This window comes from Flexivirga lutea (assembly GCF_054778955.1).
The window spans coordinates 1,118,784-1,135,566 of record NZ_BAAGZB010000002.1 but is presented as its reverse complement, the minus strand read 5'-3'; the positions used below and the strand labels follow the sequence as shown (position 1 = coordinate 1,135,566).

The window sequence follows — 16,783 nt, the reverse complement described above, 5'->3', positions numbered from 1 at the left end:
ACTTCCTCCCAATAGTTGAATTTTCGCCTGATCCAAGCTCTGTAGATTGGGGTCCGAACGGGGATCGGGTGTGGCGCGCGCAACAGAGTACCGGTTATCACGAAGTGGTGTAACCGGTTGACCAGGGATGTCCGCCGAGGCGGTCAGACCGCGAGATCGCGGCGCTCAGGCGGCGATGTCGACCGGGGTCCCGGTCGGCAATTTTGCGAACATCTGCAGTGCGGCAGCGGGGACCCGGATACAGCCGTGGGAGACCTTCCCTTCGCGGCCCGCCGCGGTCGGCCAGCCGTGGACGGCCACCGTGCCCGGGCCCCCGCCATACGAGTCCAGCGTCGCGGAGTGTGCACCGAGTGCGTAGATCACCGGTGAGAAGGACTGGTGGGGGTCGACGAAGCCGCTGAGCAGGAACGTCTCGCCGACCGGGGTGGGTGTCGACGGCTTTCCCTGTCCGATAGTCCAGGTTCCGCGGGACTTGCCGTCATACGTGACGGTGATGGTGCCCTTGGACAGCGACACCTGCACCGCCCATCGGGTTCTCGCGCGCTCGAGGCCTGCCGCCGGCACCCACGCCGTGGCACCGTTCGGGCGAGACGGCAGCCGCACCTGCGCCCAACCCCGCTCGGTCCGCAGCACCGGCAGCCAGGTCGTCGTGCCGATCTGCGACTTGGGGATCAGTGTGATCGGCTCCTTCCCCGGCTGCGCAAAGCCGGGCATCGGCTTGGCGATCTCGATCGCCAGGCCGCCACTGCCGGTGGTCAGGTCGACCGGCGCATCGACGACCTTGCCGTCGGTGTCGGCCACCGGCAGCTTGTCGAGCACCGACTGCGGCACGTGCGGCACCGGTATGTCGGACTGGCCCGGCGATCGGGCGGCGCCGGCGGATCCGACCGGCGATGACGACGCGGCCGTCGTGACGGCCGCCGGCTTGTCGTCGCCGCCGCCGAACAATGTGATCCCGCCGAAGACCGCGAGCGCCACTACGAGAAATCCGACGGTGACGCCGATCACCGACGTCCCGACCTGGCGCAGTGAAGATCCTGCGGTCCTACGGTGCTTACCTGGTTCGGTCACGACGTGTGCTCTCTGTCCCGCGAAGAGCGGTGCGACGCCCGACGACGTCGCACCGCGAGGAGGTGCCTGCCCTCCTGAACTTCACGCATTCTGCACGGACGAACGGGATTCGCCGAATCAGCGGCCGAAGCCGGTCAGGAAGCCCTGGCCGGTCGGCTCGCCCACACCGGTGATGTCGTCCCAGGCCTTGGCAACGGTGAGCGAGTCGGGCTTGTCACCGACTCCGACGATCACCTGGTCGCCGTTGTCCCATGTGCCGAACCAGGCGCCATACGTGCCGGTCGGGCCGGTGACATCGCGGATCGCACTGCTGCCCGCCAGCTTGTAGAAGTAGGGTGCGGCGTTGCCGACCTGACGCTTGGTGATCGACTTGGAGACGCCCACCATGGCGGCGACCAGCGGCGTCGCCTGGCTGGTGCCGCCGCCGATGCTGATCTCCGCCGTCGAGGGTCCGTAGGCGATCGCCAGACCGGTGACCGGGTCGGCGAGCGCCGCCACGTCCGGCATCGCGCGCTTGGTCGTGGTGCCGGTGACCTTGCCCCTCTGCCAGGCGGGTTGGGCGAACTTGGCACTCACCCCGCCGCCCGCGCCGATGCTGTTGTGTCCGCCGTACACCCGCTTGATGCGGGTGAGGTTGCCGGCGTTGGGCTGGTCCCAGTAGCGACTGGCCCAGCCGAGCGTGAAGGCGCGACCGCCCGAGGAGGTGAGGCCGACGGCGGTGCCGCCCACTGCGGTCACGAACGGCGACGAGGCCGGGAACGCCACCGTCCGGGCGCCGACGTCCGGATCGGTGCTGTAGTCGCCACTGTCCATGCTGCAGACGATGACCGAGATGCCGGTCAGGGCGGCCTGGGCGGCGACCCGGTTGAACTGTGAGAGGTCACTGGCGTCCTGGAACTTCTCCGGGCCGCCGAACGACATCGACACCGTGGTGACCTTGTGCTCCGCGACCGCCTTGGCGAGCATCGCCGTGGTGTCGACGAAGTAGCAGCTCGCGGCGCCGTAGTAGCGGATCGCCGCCTTCGGGGAGATGTCGTGGGTCGATTGGACGTCGAGGTTCTGCTCGCTGGAGCCGTCCTCACAGTCGGCCATTCGCGCATTGGGCTTGGCCACCAGCTTGGAATACTTCGTCAGCTTCGGGTAGCCGTATGCGCCGGACAGCACATTGGCGTTGGTCAAGGCGTTCGGGTCGTCGCCCCACAACAAGATTCCGAGGCTGGGCGTGGCGTTCGCGGCGCCGGACATGCCGTAGATCTTGACGGCCTGCTGCGGGGACAGCGGGCACTGGTAGTTGGACATCTTGGCGTACTTGTGTGCCGTGACCGCGAGGTTCTGCCCCCAGTATTTCGAGCAGTACTGGTTGTTCGCGGCCGCGGCGGTCTGCTGGCTGCCGAGCGTATGGCGCGCCACCGGCTCGCGCCGCACCTGCAGCTGCTGCTGGGGCCGGACGGCGCTGCGCCCCAGCGTGCTCAGACCGGAGACACCGCTGATCCCGAGACTCGCCGGCACAGCGGGAGCGTTGTCCGGGACGATGCCGGTGCGCCCCTCGGCGTGTGCTGTGCGCAGCGTGATGCGGAAGGCCTTGTTGATGGCGGCGGCTGTACCGGTGACCTGCACCGCACCGGACGTCGCGTCGGTGGCGGTCACCCGCAACCCGTGATCCGTCGCCCATGCAGCAACCTTGCGCAGATCCGCCGGCGACGCGGCGAAGAGCCGGTCGTACTGCTGGGGCGAGATGACCGCGCCCTTGCGCAGCAGATCCTGCCGGATGCGCTCGTTGCGCAACGGCACCTGCAACGACAGGTGCATCAGGGTGTGCGAGGCGACGGCGCCGCGGTCGACCAGCTTGTCGTGCACCGCAATCGACGCACGACCCGAATTCGTCAGGCGCACAGTGCGATCCGCGGCCCGAGCCGGGCCGGTGGTGGCCGTGACGGTCATGCCCACCGCCGCCGTCAGAGCGACGGCACCTGCAGCGATCTGCCGAGTCTTCATGGGGTCCTCCCTGTACGGGCACTGCTGGAAATGCGTCGACCGAGACGGAGGCTCCCTGGGCCACCGATCGACGTTCCCCTCGTGGATGTCCTGCGCACTCCGAACGTGCCCGTACTGCACGTCGTGCGTCTCTGGAGACACCCCGCACATTCTTACTGCGGACCGGCCGGTAGCGGAAGGGAGTTGGCGGCGGTTCCCGAACTCGGATGCGGACCCCTGTCCAAATACTGATCGAATGGTCAGTAATTCGGGGATATCGTCCTCCTCCTCGCCCCCGCGGTGGCACACTGCCCGCATGGAGGCAACCGATCACGTGCACACGATGTGGCAGGAGGATCGTGCGTCGGCGGCGCAGGAGATCGAGCTCCTCGATGTCGGCCTGTATGACGACGGCCGCGGCCACGCACGCACCCGCATGCAGTTGCGTGAGCATCAGGTCAACGGGCACGACATCGCGCACGGCGGGCACATCTTCCTGCTGGCCGACTCGACGTTCGCGCTGGCGTGCAACGCCGGCGGTCACACGACGGTGGCCTCCGGTGGTGACATTTCCTTCGTGGCGGCCGGCCGCCTCGGTGACGTGTTGGTCGCCGAGGCCAGTGAGCGCGTGACCTACGGCCGATCAGGCATCACCGACGTCACCGTCCGCCGCGAAGCCGACGGTGCAGTGATCGCAGAGTTCCGTGGCAGATCGAGGAGAATCAAATGACCGGGGCAGAGCTGGACGCGGCCGAGACATGGTCGGTGGACGAGCTGCGTGCGCACCAGCTGCAGCGTCTGCAGGAGACCGTCGCCGCGGCATACCAGAACGTGCCGCACTACCGGAACGCCTTGGACTCCAGCGGTGTCCATCCCGATGACATCAAGGAACTCGGTGACGTGCGGCTGCTGCCGTTCACCGGGAAGGCCGACCTGCGGGACAACTACCCGTTCGGGATGTTCGCCGTGCCGCGATCCGAGGTGGTGCGCGTGCACGCCTCCAGCGGCACGACCGGCATGCCGACCGTCGTGGGCTACACCCGCCAGGACATCGACACCTGGGCCGACCTGGTGGCTCGTTCGCTGCGGGCCGCGGGAGTGCGGCCGGGCGATGTCTGCCACGTCGCCTACGGCTACGGCCTGTTCACCGGCGGCCTCGGTGCGCACTACGGCGCCGAGCGGCTCGGTTGCACGGTCGTCCCGATGTCGGGCGGTCAGACCGCCAAACAGGTGCAGCTGCTGCGCGACTTCGGCGCCCGCGCGATCATGGTCACGCCGTCATACTTCCTCTCGATCCTCGACGAGATGACCGCACAGGGCATCGACCCGCTCGAACTCCCGCTCCGGGTAGGCGTTTTCGGCGCCGAACCGTGGACAGATGCGATGCGGGCCGAGATCGAGGAGCGTGCCGGCATCGACGCCGTCGACATCTACGGCCTGTCCGAGGTGATGGGACCGGGCGTCGCGATGGAGTGCGCGCAGACCAAGGACGGACCGACGATCTGGGAGGACCATTTCCTGCCCGAGATCATCGACCCGGTGAGCGGCGAGCCGGTCGCCGACGGCGAGGAGGGCGAGCTGGTCTTCACCTCACTGACCAAGCAGGCGATGCCCGTGCTGCGCTACCGCACCCGGGACCTGACCCGCCTGCTGCCGGGCACTGCGCGACCGTCGTTCCGGCGGATGGCCAAGATCACCGGCCGCAGCGACGACCTGATGATCATCCGGGGGGTGAACGTCTTCCCGACCCAGATCGAGGAGCTCGCGCTCGGGTATGACGGGCTGTCGCCATACTTCCAGTGCGTGCTGGACCGCCCCGGGCGGTTGGACGAGCTGACCGTCAATGTCGAGGCGACCGAAGGCTTCTCGAGCGACCTGTGGGCGCAGGTGGAGATAGACCTCGCCCGAGACATCAAGGACCGGATCGGCACGTCGGCCCGGGTCACCGTGCTCCCCGCCGGCGGCATCGAGCGCTCCGTCGGCAAAGCCCGCCGGATCGTCGACAACCGCCCGAAGTAGCGGTCGGGCCTCGAGACACTCGTCCTCGCCCCACCGGATCAGCACAGGCGACAGGCACGAGCGACCCGTCCGGACGGCAAGGCGACGCCCGCGAGACGATGACCGGTTCGCGGATAGCAGCGAGCGAGCCTGCGAGCCGTTGCTGCCCGCGGGCCGCGAGGAATCGAAGCCATTCAACGCAGCGGGCGGATGCGCTCCAGCTGATCGAGGAAGTGGTCGACGGCGGCGGCGTCGTAGCCGCCGCGGCCGGCCCGGGACATGTGGAACTGCGCAGACCGGATGTCCGGCAACGGCTCGCCGTTGCCCATTGCCCGCAGCACGTTGTCCAGGAAGTCGTCGACCTGGTCCGTCTCGTACGCCGAGCCGAAACGTGTTGCCGCGAAGGTGATCTCACGGACCCACACCTGCTGCTGCCGGCTCCAGGTCAGCCGGCCGCGATCCGGCACCTGCTGCTCCGGCGCATCCAGGTCGCGGGTCTCCTGCTGGATGGTGAGCTGGCGCTGCCATTCGGCGATGTTGTCGAAGAGTGCGGTGACCGACTCCGGCGTGTAGCCCTCCCGGAAACGCGCGCGGCGCAGGCCGACGGTGCCGATCGCGGGCACCGGCTGCTGTGCCCGCATCAACGACAGGACACGGTCCAACTGTCGCTGCACATCGGCCATCACATAACCACCCCGAGGCTGAGTGGTCAGCGTCGGGTTCTCCACGCGCGAAATATGATCGGCTGTCCACAGGGTCCTCACCACGGGCTCCATCCTTGCACCGTAACCTGATGGACCATGCGCGTACTCGTCTCCGGCGGCGCCGGTTACATCGGCTCCCACACAGTGCTGGCCCTGCTCGATCACGGCCACGATGTCGTCATCGTGGACGACTTCGCCAACAGCAAGCCGACGGTGCTCGGCCGACTGGAGGCGCTGTCCGGACAGGCGATCACGCTGCACGCCTTCGACCTGACCGACGTGGACAAGACCGAGCAGCTCTTCGCCGGCGAGGACTTCGACGCGGTCATCCACTTCGCGGGCTTCAAGGCAGTCGGTGAGAGCGTCGAGAAGCCGCTGGACTACTACCGCAACAACCTCGACAGCACCTTCTCGCTGGTGCGCGCGATGACCCGGCACGGTGTCGACAAGCTGGTCTTCTCCTCGTCGGCGACCGTGTATGGCGACAACGCGCCGGTTCCCTATCACGAGGACTACGAACCGCTTTCGGCTTCCTCGCCATACGGCCGGACGAAGGTGATGATCGAGCGGGTGCTGACCGACGTCGCGTCCGTCACCGACGGGTTCCGGGTGGCGCTGCTGCGCTACTTCAACCCCGTCGGTGCCCACCCGTCCGGCCGGATCGGTGAGGACCCGCAGGGGGTGCCGAACAACCTGATGCCCTACATCGCCCAGGTGGCGGTCGGTCGGCGCGACAAGCTGCGCGTCTTCGGCGACGACTACGCGACCAAGGACGGCACCGGGGAGCGCGACTACATCCACGTCATGGACTTGGCGGCCGGCCACGTGGCCGCTCTGGAGCATCTGCCGGCGATGAGCGAGCCGGTGCGTGCGTTCAATCTCGGCACGGGCGAAGGCACCTCGGTGCTGGAGCTGTTGCACGCCTTCGAACGCGCCGTCGGGCACGAGCTGGCCTACGAAGTCGTCGAACGACGTGCCGGTGACCTGCCGGCCTACTGGGCGGACCCGGCGCGAGCGCACCAGGAGCTCGGCTGGCGCGCCACGCGCACGATCGACGACATGTGTGCGGACACGTGGCGTTGGCAGTCCGAGAACCCGAACGGTTTCCCCGAGGGCTGATCCACGCCGCACCTTCATGCCGCATGACGGCTTCTTCGGCGACGTCGGCGTCGTATGCCGTGCGCCGGGTCAGTGGTGCGCGAAGTGCTGATGCGTGTGCAGGTACTGCTCGCACTGGGTCCGCGTGCCGGGGCCGAAGGCGATGCTCCAGTCCGGCGGCACCGGGTTGGTGCACGACCAGACGATGAGTCGGCCGACACGGCCGACCACCACGAAATAGAGCTGCGTCGACTTTGCTGCATCCGGGTTTCCGGACATGGTGATCCCTCCCAAGTCCTGCACCCCCCGAGCGTCATACTCGTGGTTCCAGTGTGACGCACGCGACCGCTGCAGCGCTCCATTTTCCGCAGCACGGCGGCGATCGGAACCGATCCGGACCCTGGCCACGTCCATGGCGCGACACCGAACACCCCGTCAGCAGGGAAGAGAGTCCAGTCATGCGTCGTCGCCTGCCGCACCTCGTCACCGTGAGTGCCCTGGCCGTCCTCCTCGCCGCGAGCGGTGGTGCGCTGGCCGTGGCCCCGGCGACCGCGGCTGCCGCAGCGGGTGACCTGTCGCCCACGCATGCGGACCTGGACGAATACACCTCCCAGCAGCTGACCTGGAGCGCCGCGTTGTGCCCGCGCGAAGTTCGCGAGCTCGGCACGGCGGCGAAGCGGTCGACCTGCGCGCGAGTCACCGCACCGAAGGACTACGCCCACCCCGACAAGGGCGACATCACCCTGATGGTCACCCGCACCACGCCCGAACGACCCGGTGCATCCAGCCGTGTGGTCTTCACCAACCCCGGCGGACCCGGTGGCCCGGCCGCCCGCTTCTCGGCCATCGTCGCGGCGCTGTCACCGATGGGCCGCACCGAGACCGTGGTCGGCGTCGACCCGCGCGGCACCGGCGAGAGCACACCGGTCAGCTGCGACCCGCCGCGCAGCAGGGTGCGCGACAACCACCGGCTGACCGCCGACGACGTCACCGCACTGCAAACCGCTGTGAAGGCGTCGGTCGACAAATGCGTCGCCCAACACGGCGACTACCTGCCCTACATCACCACCGACAACACCGCTCGCGACCAGGAGTTGGTGCGCCGACTGCTCGGCGTGCAGCAGATCGACTACTACGGGGTTTCGGCCGGCACGTGGCTCGGCGCCCACTACGCGACGCTCTTCCCCGAGCACGTCGGACGCTTCGTGCTCGACAGCAACACCGCGTTCAGCCAGGACTTCCAGGCCAGCTTCGGCTACCAGCCGATGGGCTTCCAGCGCCGCTTCACCCAGCAGTTCGAGCCGTGGGCGGCCCGGCACCACGATCAGTACGGCATCGGCGCGACCGCCGCGGAGGTCGAAGCCACCCACCAGCGAGTGCGCAAGGCGGCCGCCGAGGGCCGGCTCGGCTTCTTCTCCGCGAACGTCGTCGACAACGTCCTCGCCCAGCAGATGTACTCCGACGAGGGCCTGGTCACGGCGGCCAAGTTCCTCGGCTTCCTGGACGAAGCGCGCGACGGCGACAAGATCGCGCTCTACCGGGCGTTCGCCCTGCTCGGCTCCGGTTCGGACAGTTACACCGACAACCGCGAGAGCACCACCTTCATGGCGACCACCTGCAACGACACCTCGTGGCAGCGCGACCCCGACTACTACGTCGATCGGGCCCGCAGTCTCGGACCGAAGTATCCACTTCTGGGGTACGGGCAGGTCGTCAACCAGTGCGCCTACTGGCCCTACCAGGCCACCAACCGGAAGGTCGACCTGTCCAAGTCGCCCACCATCCTCATGGTCGACACCACCCTCGACCCGGCGACGCCGTACGAAGGTGCTGTCGCCGCGCACAAGGCGTCACCCCACACGGTGCTGCTGACGGTCAACAACCAGGGCAACCACGGCGCCGTGCTCGGCAGCAAGAACACCTGTGTCACCGACGTGGCATACGGCTTCCTGATGAATGGCGCTGTGCCGGAACAGGACTCGGTGTGCCAAGGCATGCCGCTGCCCGGTGACAGCAAGGTCTATCCGGTCGGTGCGCAGGTCTCCGGGCCGAGACCCGGCCTGGACGACTCGGCGAAACCCACCGAGAAGCACGAGTCCGACGACCTCAGCACGGTGCTGCGCACGATCCTGGAGAAACTGATCGGCGACATTCTGGGTGGCCCGCACGCATAACGCGGGTCGAGTAGGGCGAGGAAAGAGCCCGTATCGAGACCAAGGTGTTCGGCGCACGTGGTCTCGATACGGGCTCGCCTATCGGCTCGCCCTACTCGACCGACGTGGAACCGCTACATCTGGTCCGGGGACTCGATGCCGAGCAGGTCCAGGCCCTTGACCAGCACCTTGCGGGTCAGCGCACAGAGCGCGAGGCGGCTGTCGCGGACGGCTGCGTCCTCCGCTTTGAGCACCGGGCAGTGCTCGTAGAACGCCGTGAACGTCGTCGCGAGGTCGTAGAGGTATGCCGCCAGGCGGTGCGGCTCCAGGGTCTCGCCGACCTCGGCCACCACCGGCCCGAAGTCCAGCAACCGCAACGCCAGTGCCCGCTCGTCCGGCTCACTCAGCACGATGGGTCCGTCGAGCTGCACTGCGTCCGCACGAGACAGGATCGACCGGATCCGGGCCGTGGCGTACTGCAGGTAGGGACCGGTGTTGCCCTGCAAGGCGAGCATCCGGTCCAGGTCGAAGGTGTAACCCGAGTCGTGCGACACCGACAGGTCGGCGTACTTGATCGCTCCGATGCCGACCTGGTGCGCGATCGTCGCGCGCTCCTCGTCCGAGAGATCCGGCCGCGACTCGGCGACGACCTCGGCCGCACGCTCCAGCGCCGAATCCACCAGGAACTGCAAGGAGATCAGGTCACCGGACCGGGTGCGCAGGATCTTGCCGTCGGTGCCGACGACATTGCCGATCTGCACGTGGATCGGCTCGGTGCCCTGCACCCATCCGGCCTTGTCGGCGGCCGCCCAGACCATCCGGAAGTGCAGGTTCTGCGGAGCGCCCACGACATACAACGCACGGGTGGCGTGCAGGTCGAGTGAGCGGTGCCGGATGGTCGCCAGATCTGTTGTGGCGTAACCGTATCCACCGTCCGACTTGCGGATGATCAGCGGCACCGGTTGGTCGTCCCGACCGGTGAACTCGTCCTGGAAGACGCACAGCGCACCTTCGCTGACGACCGCAATCCCCTTGGCCTGCAACGTGTCACAGACCTCGGCGAGTTCATCGTTGTACGACGACTCCCCACGCAGGTCCGCATCGGTCAACGTGATGCCCAGGTCGGCATACACCCGGTTGATGTAGTTGCGGGTGAAGTCCATGATCTTGACCCACAGCCGCTTGCTCTCAGCGTCGCCGCTCTGCAGCGTCGCCACCCGCTGACGGGCCCGCACCGCGAAATCACCTGCAGCGTCGAACTCCGTGCGGGCCGCCCGGTAGAAGGCGTTGGGGTCGGTCTCCAGCAGCTTGGCGTCGTCGCTGTCCTCGCCGACCTCCAGCAGGTGCTCGATGAGCATGCCGAACGCGGTGCCCCAGTCGCCCAGGTGGTTCTGCCGGATCACCTGGTGACCCAGCGCCTCCAGCGTGCGCGCCAGCGAGTCGCCGACGACGGTCGTGCGCAGGTGGCCGACGTGCATCTCCTTGGCCGCGTTGGGCGAGGAGTAGTCGATGACCACGATCTCGTGCTCCGGCGACGGTATGCCGAGCCGCTCGTCGTCGAGCTGATGGTTGGCGGCGGCAGCGACCCAGTCGGTCCGCAGGGTGAGGTTGAGGAAGCCGGGGCCGGCGATCTCCACCGCCGAGATCAATGCGTCGTCCGCAGCGATCCGGTCAGCGATCGCCTGGGCCACCTCCCGCGGCGGCTTGCCGACCCGCTTGGCCAGCGCCATCGCGGCGTTGGCCTGGAAGTCCGCATCGGTCTGGCGCTTGTTGGCCGGACGGATCACCGGGTCCGCCTCTCGCCATTCCGGTCCGAAGGCCTCGGCGAGGGCCTGCTGGACGCGGGTGGTGAGGGCAAGGGTCGGATCGGTCATGGCCTTTAGATTAGGCGGTGCGCCCGGGGCCGGACGAATCGATATCAGGACCCCGCAACGCCTGTCGTCCTCGCCATTATCCTGGAGTCATGCGGTCCGTCACTCGCATCTCCGTCTGCGCGTTCGTCCTCGCCCTCAGCCCGGCAATGGTCGCGTGCGGGTCCTCCGGCACCGTCACGGTGACGGGCCCGTCGTCGGGTGCGTCGTCGGTCTCGTCGGGTGCCGGAGCGTCGGTCGACGCCACTGCGCCGGTGCCGGACGCCACGTCCCTGGCTCATGACGCCCGGTCGGCATACCGCGCGGCGACCTCGGCACACCTGCACGCCTCGGTCGACGACAACGGCGTCACCGAGACCATCGATATCCGCGGCACGATGGACGGCAGCAATCAGGAACTGTCCATCAAGGACCCGGGCAGCGGCAACGCGACGCTGCGCACGGTCGACGACAAGTACTACATCAAGGGCAATCAGGACTTCTGGGAGTCCGCGGCGAAGTCCGACACGACCACGGCCGCACTGCTCGCCGACAAGTGGGTGCTCGCGCCCCACCGGATGGCGACCGACAACTCGATCGGCAAGCTGACCATCCGCGCGTTCCTGGACGAGATGCTCGGCGAAGGCGCGCTTTCCGACAGCGAACTCGGCGACATGACCACCAGCCGCGGGTCGCAGGGCGACGCGCCGGTGTTCGTCGCACAGGGCAAGGACTCACACGCCGACACCAATACTTTCAAGGTCTTCGCCGACGGGAAGAACAACGTCGCCGAGGTTTCCGGCGCCTCCGATGACGGGTCCGACGGCAAGGCGACCTTCGACGGCTGGAACACCCAAGCCCGGGTGGATGTGCCGAAGGGCTATGTCACGTTCCCGGACCCCGGCTCCGGTTCCGGACCCGACCGCACGACCGGTCCGACGACCTGATCTGATGACGACGGATCCGCCGACGGACCCGTCGCGCGTCGTCGCAGGGACCGCGCCCACGGTCACGTACGTTGGGGACATGCGTACCGTCACTCGCGTCTCCCAGTTGACCCTCGCCGCGGCGCTCGGTCTGTCCCTCGCCGCGTGCGGCTCCAGCTCCAGCTCCGGCAGCAGCGCCCCGGCGAGCGCCGGCGGCGCGACGTCGGCGGCCGGCGCCTCGGGCGGCAGCGGCTCGTCCGCGGGTCCGTCCGCCGGCGGGTCGTCGTCGGCCCCCAGCGCGGCGACCAGCGCGGCGACGAGCGGCAGCGCTCAGGCGGGCGTACCGGACGCCACCACCCTGGTGCACCGGGCCCGGGCGGCATACCCCAAGGCCAAGTCCGCGCACCTGCACATCAAGATCAACGACGCATCGCAGAACGAGACCATCGACATCAAGGGCAACATCGCCGGCACCAACCAGGAGGTGCAGCTCGCCGAGGCCGGCAAGGGTTCGGCGACCCTGCGGACCGTGTCCGGCAAGACCTACATCAAGGCCGACCGGAAGTTCTGGACCACCAGCGGCGGACTGCCGGCGAACGTCGCGGCCAAGACCGCGGACAAGTGGATCATCTCGCCGCCGTCGGCCAGCAAGCAGTTCGCCTCGGTCACCATCAAGAACTTCCTCGACCAAGTGCTGAGCAAGGACTCACTCAGCGACAGCGACCTGGCCAAGGCGTCCAGCACGAAGTCCTCGCTGGACGGCAAGGACGTCTATGTCATCACCGACCACTCCGACGAGGGCGGCAGCCTCACCCTGGCCGCCGACAGCACCTACGTGTTGCGGCTGCTGCCCCCGGACAAGCAGCGCGACGAGGGCGCGCTGACGATGGACGGCTGGAATCAGCAGCCGACCGTGAGTGCCCCCTCGGGCGCCGTCGACCCCCAGTCGATCCGGTGACGCGCGGCTGACGTGCTGGGCGACCGGAGCGGCCCGGTGAGCATCACGCTCACCGGGCCGCTCGGTCGTCCGTATGCCGCCAGGCGGGTGACGGCATACGGCGGGCACTCAGGCGTTGGCGAGGGCCGCGTCGTCCGAGCGTTCGGCATCCAGCTTCTCGGCCAGCCCCTCACCCTCGACGTCGACCCGCGGCAGGATCCGGTCCAGCCACTTCGGTAGCCACCAGGCCTTGTCGCCCAGCAGGTACATGATCGCCGGGATCAGCACCATGCGGATCACGAACGCGTCGAAGAAGACGGCGGCGGCGAGCGCGAAGCCCATCGACTGGATCAGGCTGTTGCTCTGCAGCATGAACGCGGCGAACACCGAGATCATGATGGTCGCGGCGGCCGCCACCACCCGCGCGCCGTGCCGGAAACCGTCGACGATCGACGCCCGGGCGTCGGCGCCGTGGACGTAGGCCTCCCGCATCCGGGTGACCAGGAAGACCTGATAGTCCATGGCCAGGCCGAAGACGATCCCGATCAGGATGATCGGCATGAAGCTCACGATCGGCTGGCCCTCGACCAGCCCGAGCGCGCCCTTCTGGAAGACCTCGACCGTGGCGCCGAGGGTGGCCAGCACCGACAGCAGGAAGCCGAGAGTCGCGGTCAGCGGCACGAGGATCGAGCGGAACACGATCATCAGCAGGATGAAGGCCAAGCCGATCACCACCGCCAGGTATTTCGGCAGGGCATTGGTCAGCTGGGTCGACACATCGGTCTGCACGGCGGTGGCTCCGGTGACGCCGACCTCGGTGCCGGTCTTGGCCTCGATGGTCGACTGACCGTTGCGCAGCGCGTCCAGCAGATCCAGCGTGGACTGGTCGTCGGCGCCGCCCTTGGGGGTGATCAGGATCTGCGCGCCGGACTTGTCCTTGTTGACCGCGATGATCTGGGCGTTGACCACGTCCGGCTGGCTGCCGGCCCAGCCCATCACCTGACCGTATGCCGCCATCCGCTGCTGGGCACCGTCGATCTTGCTGCCGTCGACGACCGTGAGCAGCGGAGCCTGGCGGCCCGCGCCGAAAGCCTCGGTGATCATGTCGGCGGCCTGCCGCTGGGTGGTGGACGTGGGCGCGGTCGAGTCGCTGGGCAGCGCCAGGTGCAGGCTCTTCATCGGCAGGGCGAGCGCGCCCAGCACGACGACCACCAGGGTGACGACGATCGCCGGCTTCCTGCCGAGCAGCTTCGCCCAGCGCACGCCGTTGTTGGTGGTCCTGCCGTCCTCGGCGACCTTGTCCTGCCGCTTGCGCAGCTGCGCACCGAACGCCTTGGTCTTGAGCATGCCGAGCACGGCAGGCAGCAGGGTCAGGGCGACGCACACGGCGAAGAACACCGAACCCGCGGCGGCCAGACCCATCGAGGTCAGGAACGGTATGCCGACGACCGACAGCGCGCAGAGGGCGATCAGGACCGTCAGACCGGCGAACACCACGGCGCTGCCTGCCTTCCCGACGGCGAGGCCGGCGGCGTGCGCGCGGTCGTCGGTGTTCTGCAGCTCGGTGCGGTAGCGGGCCAGGATGAAGAGCGTGTAATCGATGCCGACCGCCAGGCCGATCATCGTGGCGAGGATCGGTGTGGTGGTGCCGATAGTGGTGAAGCCGGTCGCGAACTGGATCGCCAGCTCGCCCATGAGCACGCCGACACCGGCGGAGATGATCGGCATACCGGCGGCCACCAGCGAGCCGAAGGTGATGAAGAGGACGAAGGCGGCCACGATGATGCCGAGCAGCTCACTGCTGCCACCGGTCTCCGGCATCGCCTGCATGCCGGTGCCGTTGACCTCCGCGCGCAGACCGTCGGCGCGAGCGCCGTCGAGCGCCTTGAGCACGTCGTCCTGCGTGCTGGCCTTCACGTCGGCGACGGTGTCGACCTTGAAGTTCCAGCTGATGGTGCCGGTGCGCTCGTCCGGCGACAGCGGCGAGAGGGCCTGCGCGTTCTTCCTGGCGGCGGCCTGCTCCTGCGGGCTCTTGCCCGCCGCGGCCAGGATCTGCCGGCTCTGCGCCTGTGCGGCGACGACCGGGTTGACCGGTTGTGCCGCGGGATCGGTCGGCATCTGCGGGATCTTCTTCAAATCCGCGATCAGGTCGTTGACGGCGTTCTTGTACTTGGTCTCCTCCAGGGTGTGACCCTGTGGTGCAGCGACGACGACGGTCGCGGAGGCCTGGTCCTGGACGTCGCCGGTGCCCGGGAAGAGCTGCTGCTGCATCGACTGGGCCTGCAGTGACGGGATGCCGGGGATGCTGAACTTGTCGACCATCGGCTTGCTGACGCCGATGGCGACGGCGCCGAAGCCGACGAGGACGATCGCCCACGCGGCGAGGAACATCGGCCACCGGCGGTAGGCCGTGCGGCCCAGCCGATAGAGCAGGGAAGCCATGGGTGTCCTTCGGTTGAGATGGTTTCGGTCTGGGGAATGAACGGCGCTCTCAGCGCAGGATCCGGCGCACCGTCCGCAGGTTGTCCAGGAAGATCTGCGGGATCTCCCGGTCGTCGCCCGCACTGAACCGGTGCAGCGAGACCTGGAACGTCGCGGCGAGCACGGTGAGGAGCAGGACGTTCTCGGCATCGTCGGCCGGCCGGCCGGAGCGGCGTGCGAGCAGTTCGGCAATGCCTGCAGCGAAGCCCTCGAAGTTCTGCTGTGCGGCGATGATCAGCTTGGGATTGACCTCGAAGCACCGCTGGGCCAGCGTCCAGTCGTCGCGTTCGAGCGGCACCTCGGTGCTGGCCCGCAGCACACCCAGCGCCAACGCCGCCACGTCGTCGACGAACTCCCCCGTGGGGCCGCCGGCGAGGAACGTGTCGATGTCCTCCTGGGTCAGTTGCGGGCCACCACCGAGGGTTGCCTCGAGCTTGCCGTCGAAATAATTGAAGAGCGTGCGTCGCGAGACGCCCGCTTTGGCGGCGAGCTCGTCGAGCGTGAACTCGTCATACCCCTTGTCGGTGGCCAGTTCGCGCGCCGCCCGGGTGATGGCGTAGGTGGTCCGCGCCCGTTTCGCGGACATCGGCACCGCGATGCGCAGCTGCGGTGTCGTGTCCGGCGAGGTCTTGAGCATGTCTTGAATTTTTGCCCTTTTGGATATCAAAGTGCAAATCGGTCCGATGTGATGTGCGTCGCGCCGATCATGACTGCGGGTCGGTCGCTCGCCTCGAATCGCTCGCGGCGGTGCGTTCGTTGGACGCCTCGCGGCTCAGCAGGTTGGATGGACTGCGACAGAGGGCGCCACGCAAGGGGCCTTACCGACCAAGGAGGGAACGTATGTCGACGCCCACAGGTGGCTCGTGGAACAACGATCAGCAGGGCCAGGGTGCCCCGCAGGGTGGCCAGGGCTACCAGGGCCAGAGTCTCGGCCAGGGTTTCGGCCAGCAGCAGGCGGCGGGCCAGGGCCAGCCGGGTCAGGACCAGCAGGGTCATGACACCCAGCAGGGTTACGGACAGCAGCAGGGTTACGGACAGAGCGCTCCGCAACCCGACTACGGCCAGCAGCCGGGTTACCAGCCGGGCTACGACCAGCAGTCCTACCACCAGCAGGGCTACGGCCCGCACGGCCAGCAGGGCTATGACCAGCAGGCCGACCAGACGCACACCCAGCACGGCGGCTTCGCCAGCGGTGCTCAGCAGGCCGGGCAGCAGTTCGCGTCCGGTGCGGGTCAGGTCGTCTCGGGCGCCGGCGAAGGTGTCGGCGACCTCTTCTCGGACCTGCAGTTCAAGAAGTCGCTGACCGAGAAGATCGCCAGCCTGACGTTCCTGGGCGTCATCATCTGGGCGGTCCTGAACTTCATCAGCAACCTCGTCTACAACTTCGGCAGCGAGGACTTCGGCGGGACGCATGTCAAGCACATGAGCGGTTTCTCCGCGGTCATCCACAGCATCACCGACCTGGTGTGGCTGATCATCATCGTCGCGATCGTCCGGCTCGCGCTCGAGCTGGCGATCAACGTCGCCCGCCTGGCACAGCGGTCCAAGGACTGACGGAGCACCGTCACGCGTCGGCAGACGCCGTGGAGCG

14 protein-coding genes are annotated in these 16,783 nt (G+C 68.1%); 7 read left to right on the top strand and 7 right to left on the bottom strand.

The genetic code is table 11. The features are described from left to right. Positions 1–165: 165 nt before the first annotated feature. Together ACYVBN_RS11830 and ACYVBN_RS11825 are read right to left on the bottom strand one after the other, a co-directional pair. Positions 166–1,071 carry a L,D-transpeptidase gene (locus ACYVBN_RS11830; RefSeq protein ID WP_460600686.1) on the bottom strand — a complete coding sequence of 302 codons (906 nt, stop codon included), beginning with the start codon at positions 1,069–1,071 and terminating at the stop codon, positions 166–168. A gap of 117 nt (positions 1,072–1,188) precedes the next feature. Next, positions 1,189–3,066 (bottom strand): S53 family peptidase, encoded by a 1,878-nt coding sequence (locus ACYVBN_RS11825; RefSeq protein WP_460600685.1) that lies wholly within the window; start codon positions 3,064–3,066, stop codon positions 1,189–1,191. A gap of 295 nt (positions 3,067–3,361) precedes the next feature. Here ACYVBN_RS11825 and paaI point away from each other — a divergent pair, with 295 nt between their 5' ends. Beyond that, entirely contained in the window at positions 3,362–3,775 is a 414-nt protein-coding gene (paaI, locus tag ACYVBN_RS11820) for a hotdog family protein (RefSeq protein WP_460600684.1), read from the top strand. Continuing rightward, on the top strand, positions 3,772–5,064 hold the full coding sequence (gene paaK / locus ACYVBN_RS11815) for a phenylacetate--CoA ligase (protein WP_460600683.1): 1,293 nt from the start codon (positions 3,772–3,774) through the stop codon (positions 5,062–5,064). Before paaI ends, paaK begins: the two co-directional genes overlap by 4 nt. A gap of 173 nt (positions 5,065–5,237) precedes the next feature. Here the strand turns inward: paaK and ACYVBN_RS11810 are convergent, their stop codons facing one another. After that, a complete protein-coding gene (locus tag ACYVBN_RS11810; protein WP_460600682.1) occupies positions 5,238–5,771 on the bottom strand; it encodes a DivIVA domain-containing protein in 534 nt (177 codons plus the stop codon). Positions 5,772–5,843: 72 nt separating this feature from the next. Here ACYVBN_RS11810 and galE point away from each other — a divergent pair, with 72 nt between their 5' ends. Continuing rightward, complete coding sequence (galE, locus tag ACYVBN_RS11805; protein ID WP_460600681.1) at positions 5,844–6,866, top strand: NAD-dependent epimerase/dehydratase family protein; 1,023 nt, start codon at positions 5,844–5,846, stop codon at positions 6,864–6,866. A gap of 69 nt (positions 6,867–6,935) precedes the next feature. On the opposite strand, the gene ACYVBN_RS11800 is transcribed toward galE, so the two are convergent. Next, entirely contained in the window at positions 6,936–7,124 is a 189-nt protein-coding gene (locus tag ACYVBN_RS11800) for a hypothetical protein (protein WP_440282187.1), read from the bottom strand. Between the two features lie 179 nt (positions 7,125–7,303). On the opposite strand from ACYVBN_RS11800, the gene ACYVBN_RS11795 reads away from it, so the two are divergent. Continuing rightward, positions 7,304–9,019 (top strand): alpha/beta hydrolase, encoded by a 1,716-nt coding sequence (locus tag ACYVBN_RS11795; RefSeq protein ID WP_460600680.1) that lies wholly within the window; start codon positions 7,304–7,306, stop codon positions 9,017–9,019. Between the two features lie 113 nt (positions 9,020–9,132). Here ACYVBN_RS11795 and argS read toward each other — a convergent pair whose 3' ends face one another. Continuing rightward, complete coding sequence (argS, locus tag ACYVBN_RS11790; protein ID WP_460600679.1) at positions 9,133–10,872, bottom strand: arginine--tRNA ligase; 1,740 nt, start codon at positions 10,870–10,872, stop codon at positions 9,133–9,135. Between the two features lie 89 nt (positions 10,873–10,961). Between argS and ACYVBN_RS11785 the strand changes: the two genes are divergently transcribed. Further along, positions 10,962–11,795, top strand: a complete 834-nt coding sequence (locus ACYVBN_RS11785; RefSeq protein ID WP_440282190.1) for a hypothetical protein — start codon at positions 10,962–10,964, stop codon at positions 11,793–11,795. Positions 11,796–11,874: 79 nt separating this feature from the next. Continuing rightward, positions 11,875–12,732 carry a hypothetical protein gene (locus tag ACYVBN_RS11780; RefSeq protein ID WP_460600678.1) on the top strand — a complete coding sequence of 286 codons (858 nt, stop codon included), beginning with the start codon at positions 11,875–11,877 and terminating at the stop codon, positions 12,730–12,732. A 108-nt stretch (positions 12,733–12,840) separates the two neighbouring features. Here the strand turns inward: ACYVBN_RS11780 and ACYVBN_RS11775 are convergent, their stop codons facing one another. Together ACYVBN_RS11775 and ACYVBN_RS11770 are read right to left on the bottom strand one after the other, a co-directional pair. Next, positions 12,841–15,153, bottom strand: a complete 2,313-nt coding sequence (locus ACYVBN_RS11775; RefSeq protein WP_460600677.1) for an MMPL family transporter — start codon at positions 15,151–15,153, stop codon at positions 12,841–12,843. Positions 15,154–15,202: 49 nt separating this feature from the next. Next, positions 15,203–15,829, bottom strand: coding sequence for a TetR/AcrR family transcriptional regulator (locus ACYVBN_RS11770; RefSeq protein ID WP_460600676.1), 627 nt, complete (start codon positions 15,827–15,829; stop codon positions 15,203–15,205). Between the two features lie 203 nt (positions 15,830–16,032). Here ACYVBN_RS11770 and ACYVBN_RS11765 point away from each other — a divergent pair, with 203 nt between their 5' ends. Then, positions 16,033–16,746: a DUF4282 domain-containing protein gene (locus ACYVBN_RS11765; protein WP_460600675.1), complete on the top strand. Its 714-nt coding sequence runs from the start codon at positions 16,033–16,035 to the stop codon at positions 16,744–16,746. Positions 16,747–16,783 lie beyond the last annotated feature (37 nt).

Bases quoted from the DNA above. Each gene is read 5' to 3' on its own strand.
- ACYVBN_RS11825 (WP_460600685.1), bottom strand. From the start codon at position 3,066: ATGAAGACTCGGCAGATCGCTGCAGGTGCCGTCGCTCTGACGGCGGCG.
- paaI (WP_460600684.1), top strand. From the start codon at position 3,362: ATGGAGGCAACCGATCACGTGCACACGATGTGGCAGGAGGATCGTGCG.
- paaK (WP_460600683.1), top strand. From the start codon at position 3,772: ATGACCGGGGCAGAGCTGGACGCGGCCGAGACATGGTCGGTGGACGAG.
- galE (WP_460600681.1), top strand. From the start codon at position 5,844: ATGCGCGTACTCGTCTCCGGCGGCGCCGGTTACATCGGCTCCCACACA.
- ACYVBN_RS11800 (WP_440282187.1), bottom strand. From the start codon at position 7,124: ATGTCCGGAAACCCGGATGCAGCAAAGTCGACGCAGCTCTATTTCGTG.
- ACYVBN_RS11795 (WP_460600680.1), top strand. From the start codon at position 7,304: ATGCGTCGTCGCCTGCCGCACCTCGTCACCGTGAGTGCCCTGGCCGTC.
- argS (WP_460600679.1), bottom strand. From the start codon at position 10,872: ATGACCGATCCGACCCTTGCCCTCACCACCCGCGTCCAGCAGGCCCTC.
- ACYVBN_RS11785 (WP_440282190.1), top strand. From the start codon at position 10,962: ATGCGGTCCGTCACTCGCATCTCCGTCTGCGCGTTCGTCCTCGCCCTC.
- ACYVBN_RS11780 (WP_460600678.1), top strand. From the start codon at position 11,875: ATGCGTACCGTCACTCGCGTCTCCCAGTTGACCCTCGCCGCGGCGCTC.
- ACYVBN_RS11775 (WP_460600677.1), bottom strand. From the start codon at position 15,153: ATGGCTTCCCTGCTCTATCGGCTGGGCCGCACGGCCTACCGCCGGTGG.
- ACYVBN_RS11770 (WP_460600676.1), bottom strand. From the start codon at position 15,829: ATGCTCAAGACCTCGCCGGACACGACACCGCAGCTGCGCATCGCGGTG.
- ACYVBN_RS11765 (WP_460600675.1), top strand. From the start codon at position 16,033: ATGTCGACGCCCACAGGTGGCTCGTGGAACAACGATCAGCAGGGCCAG.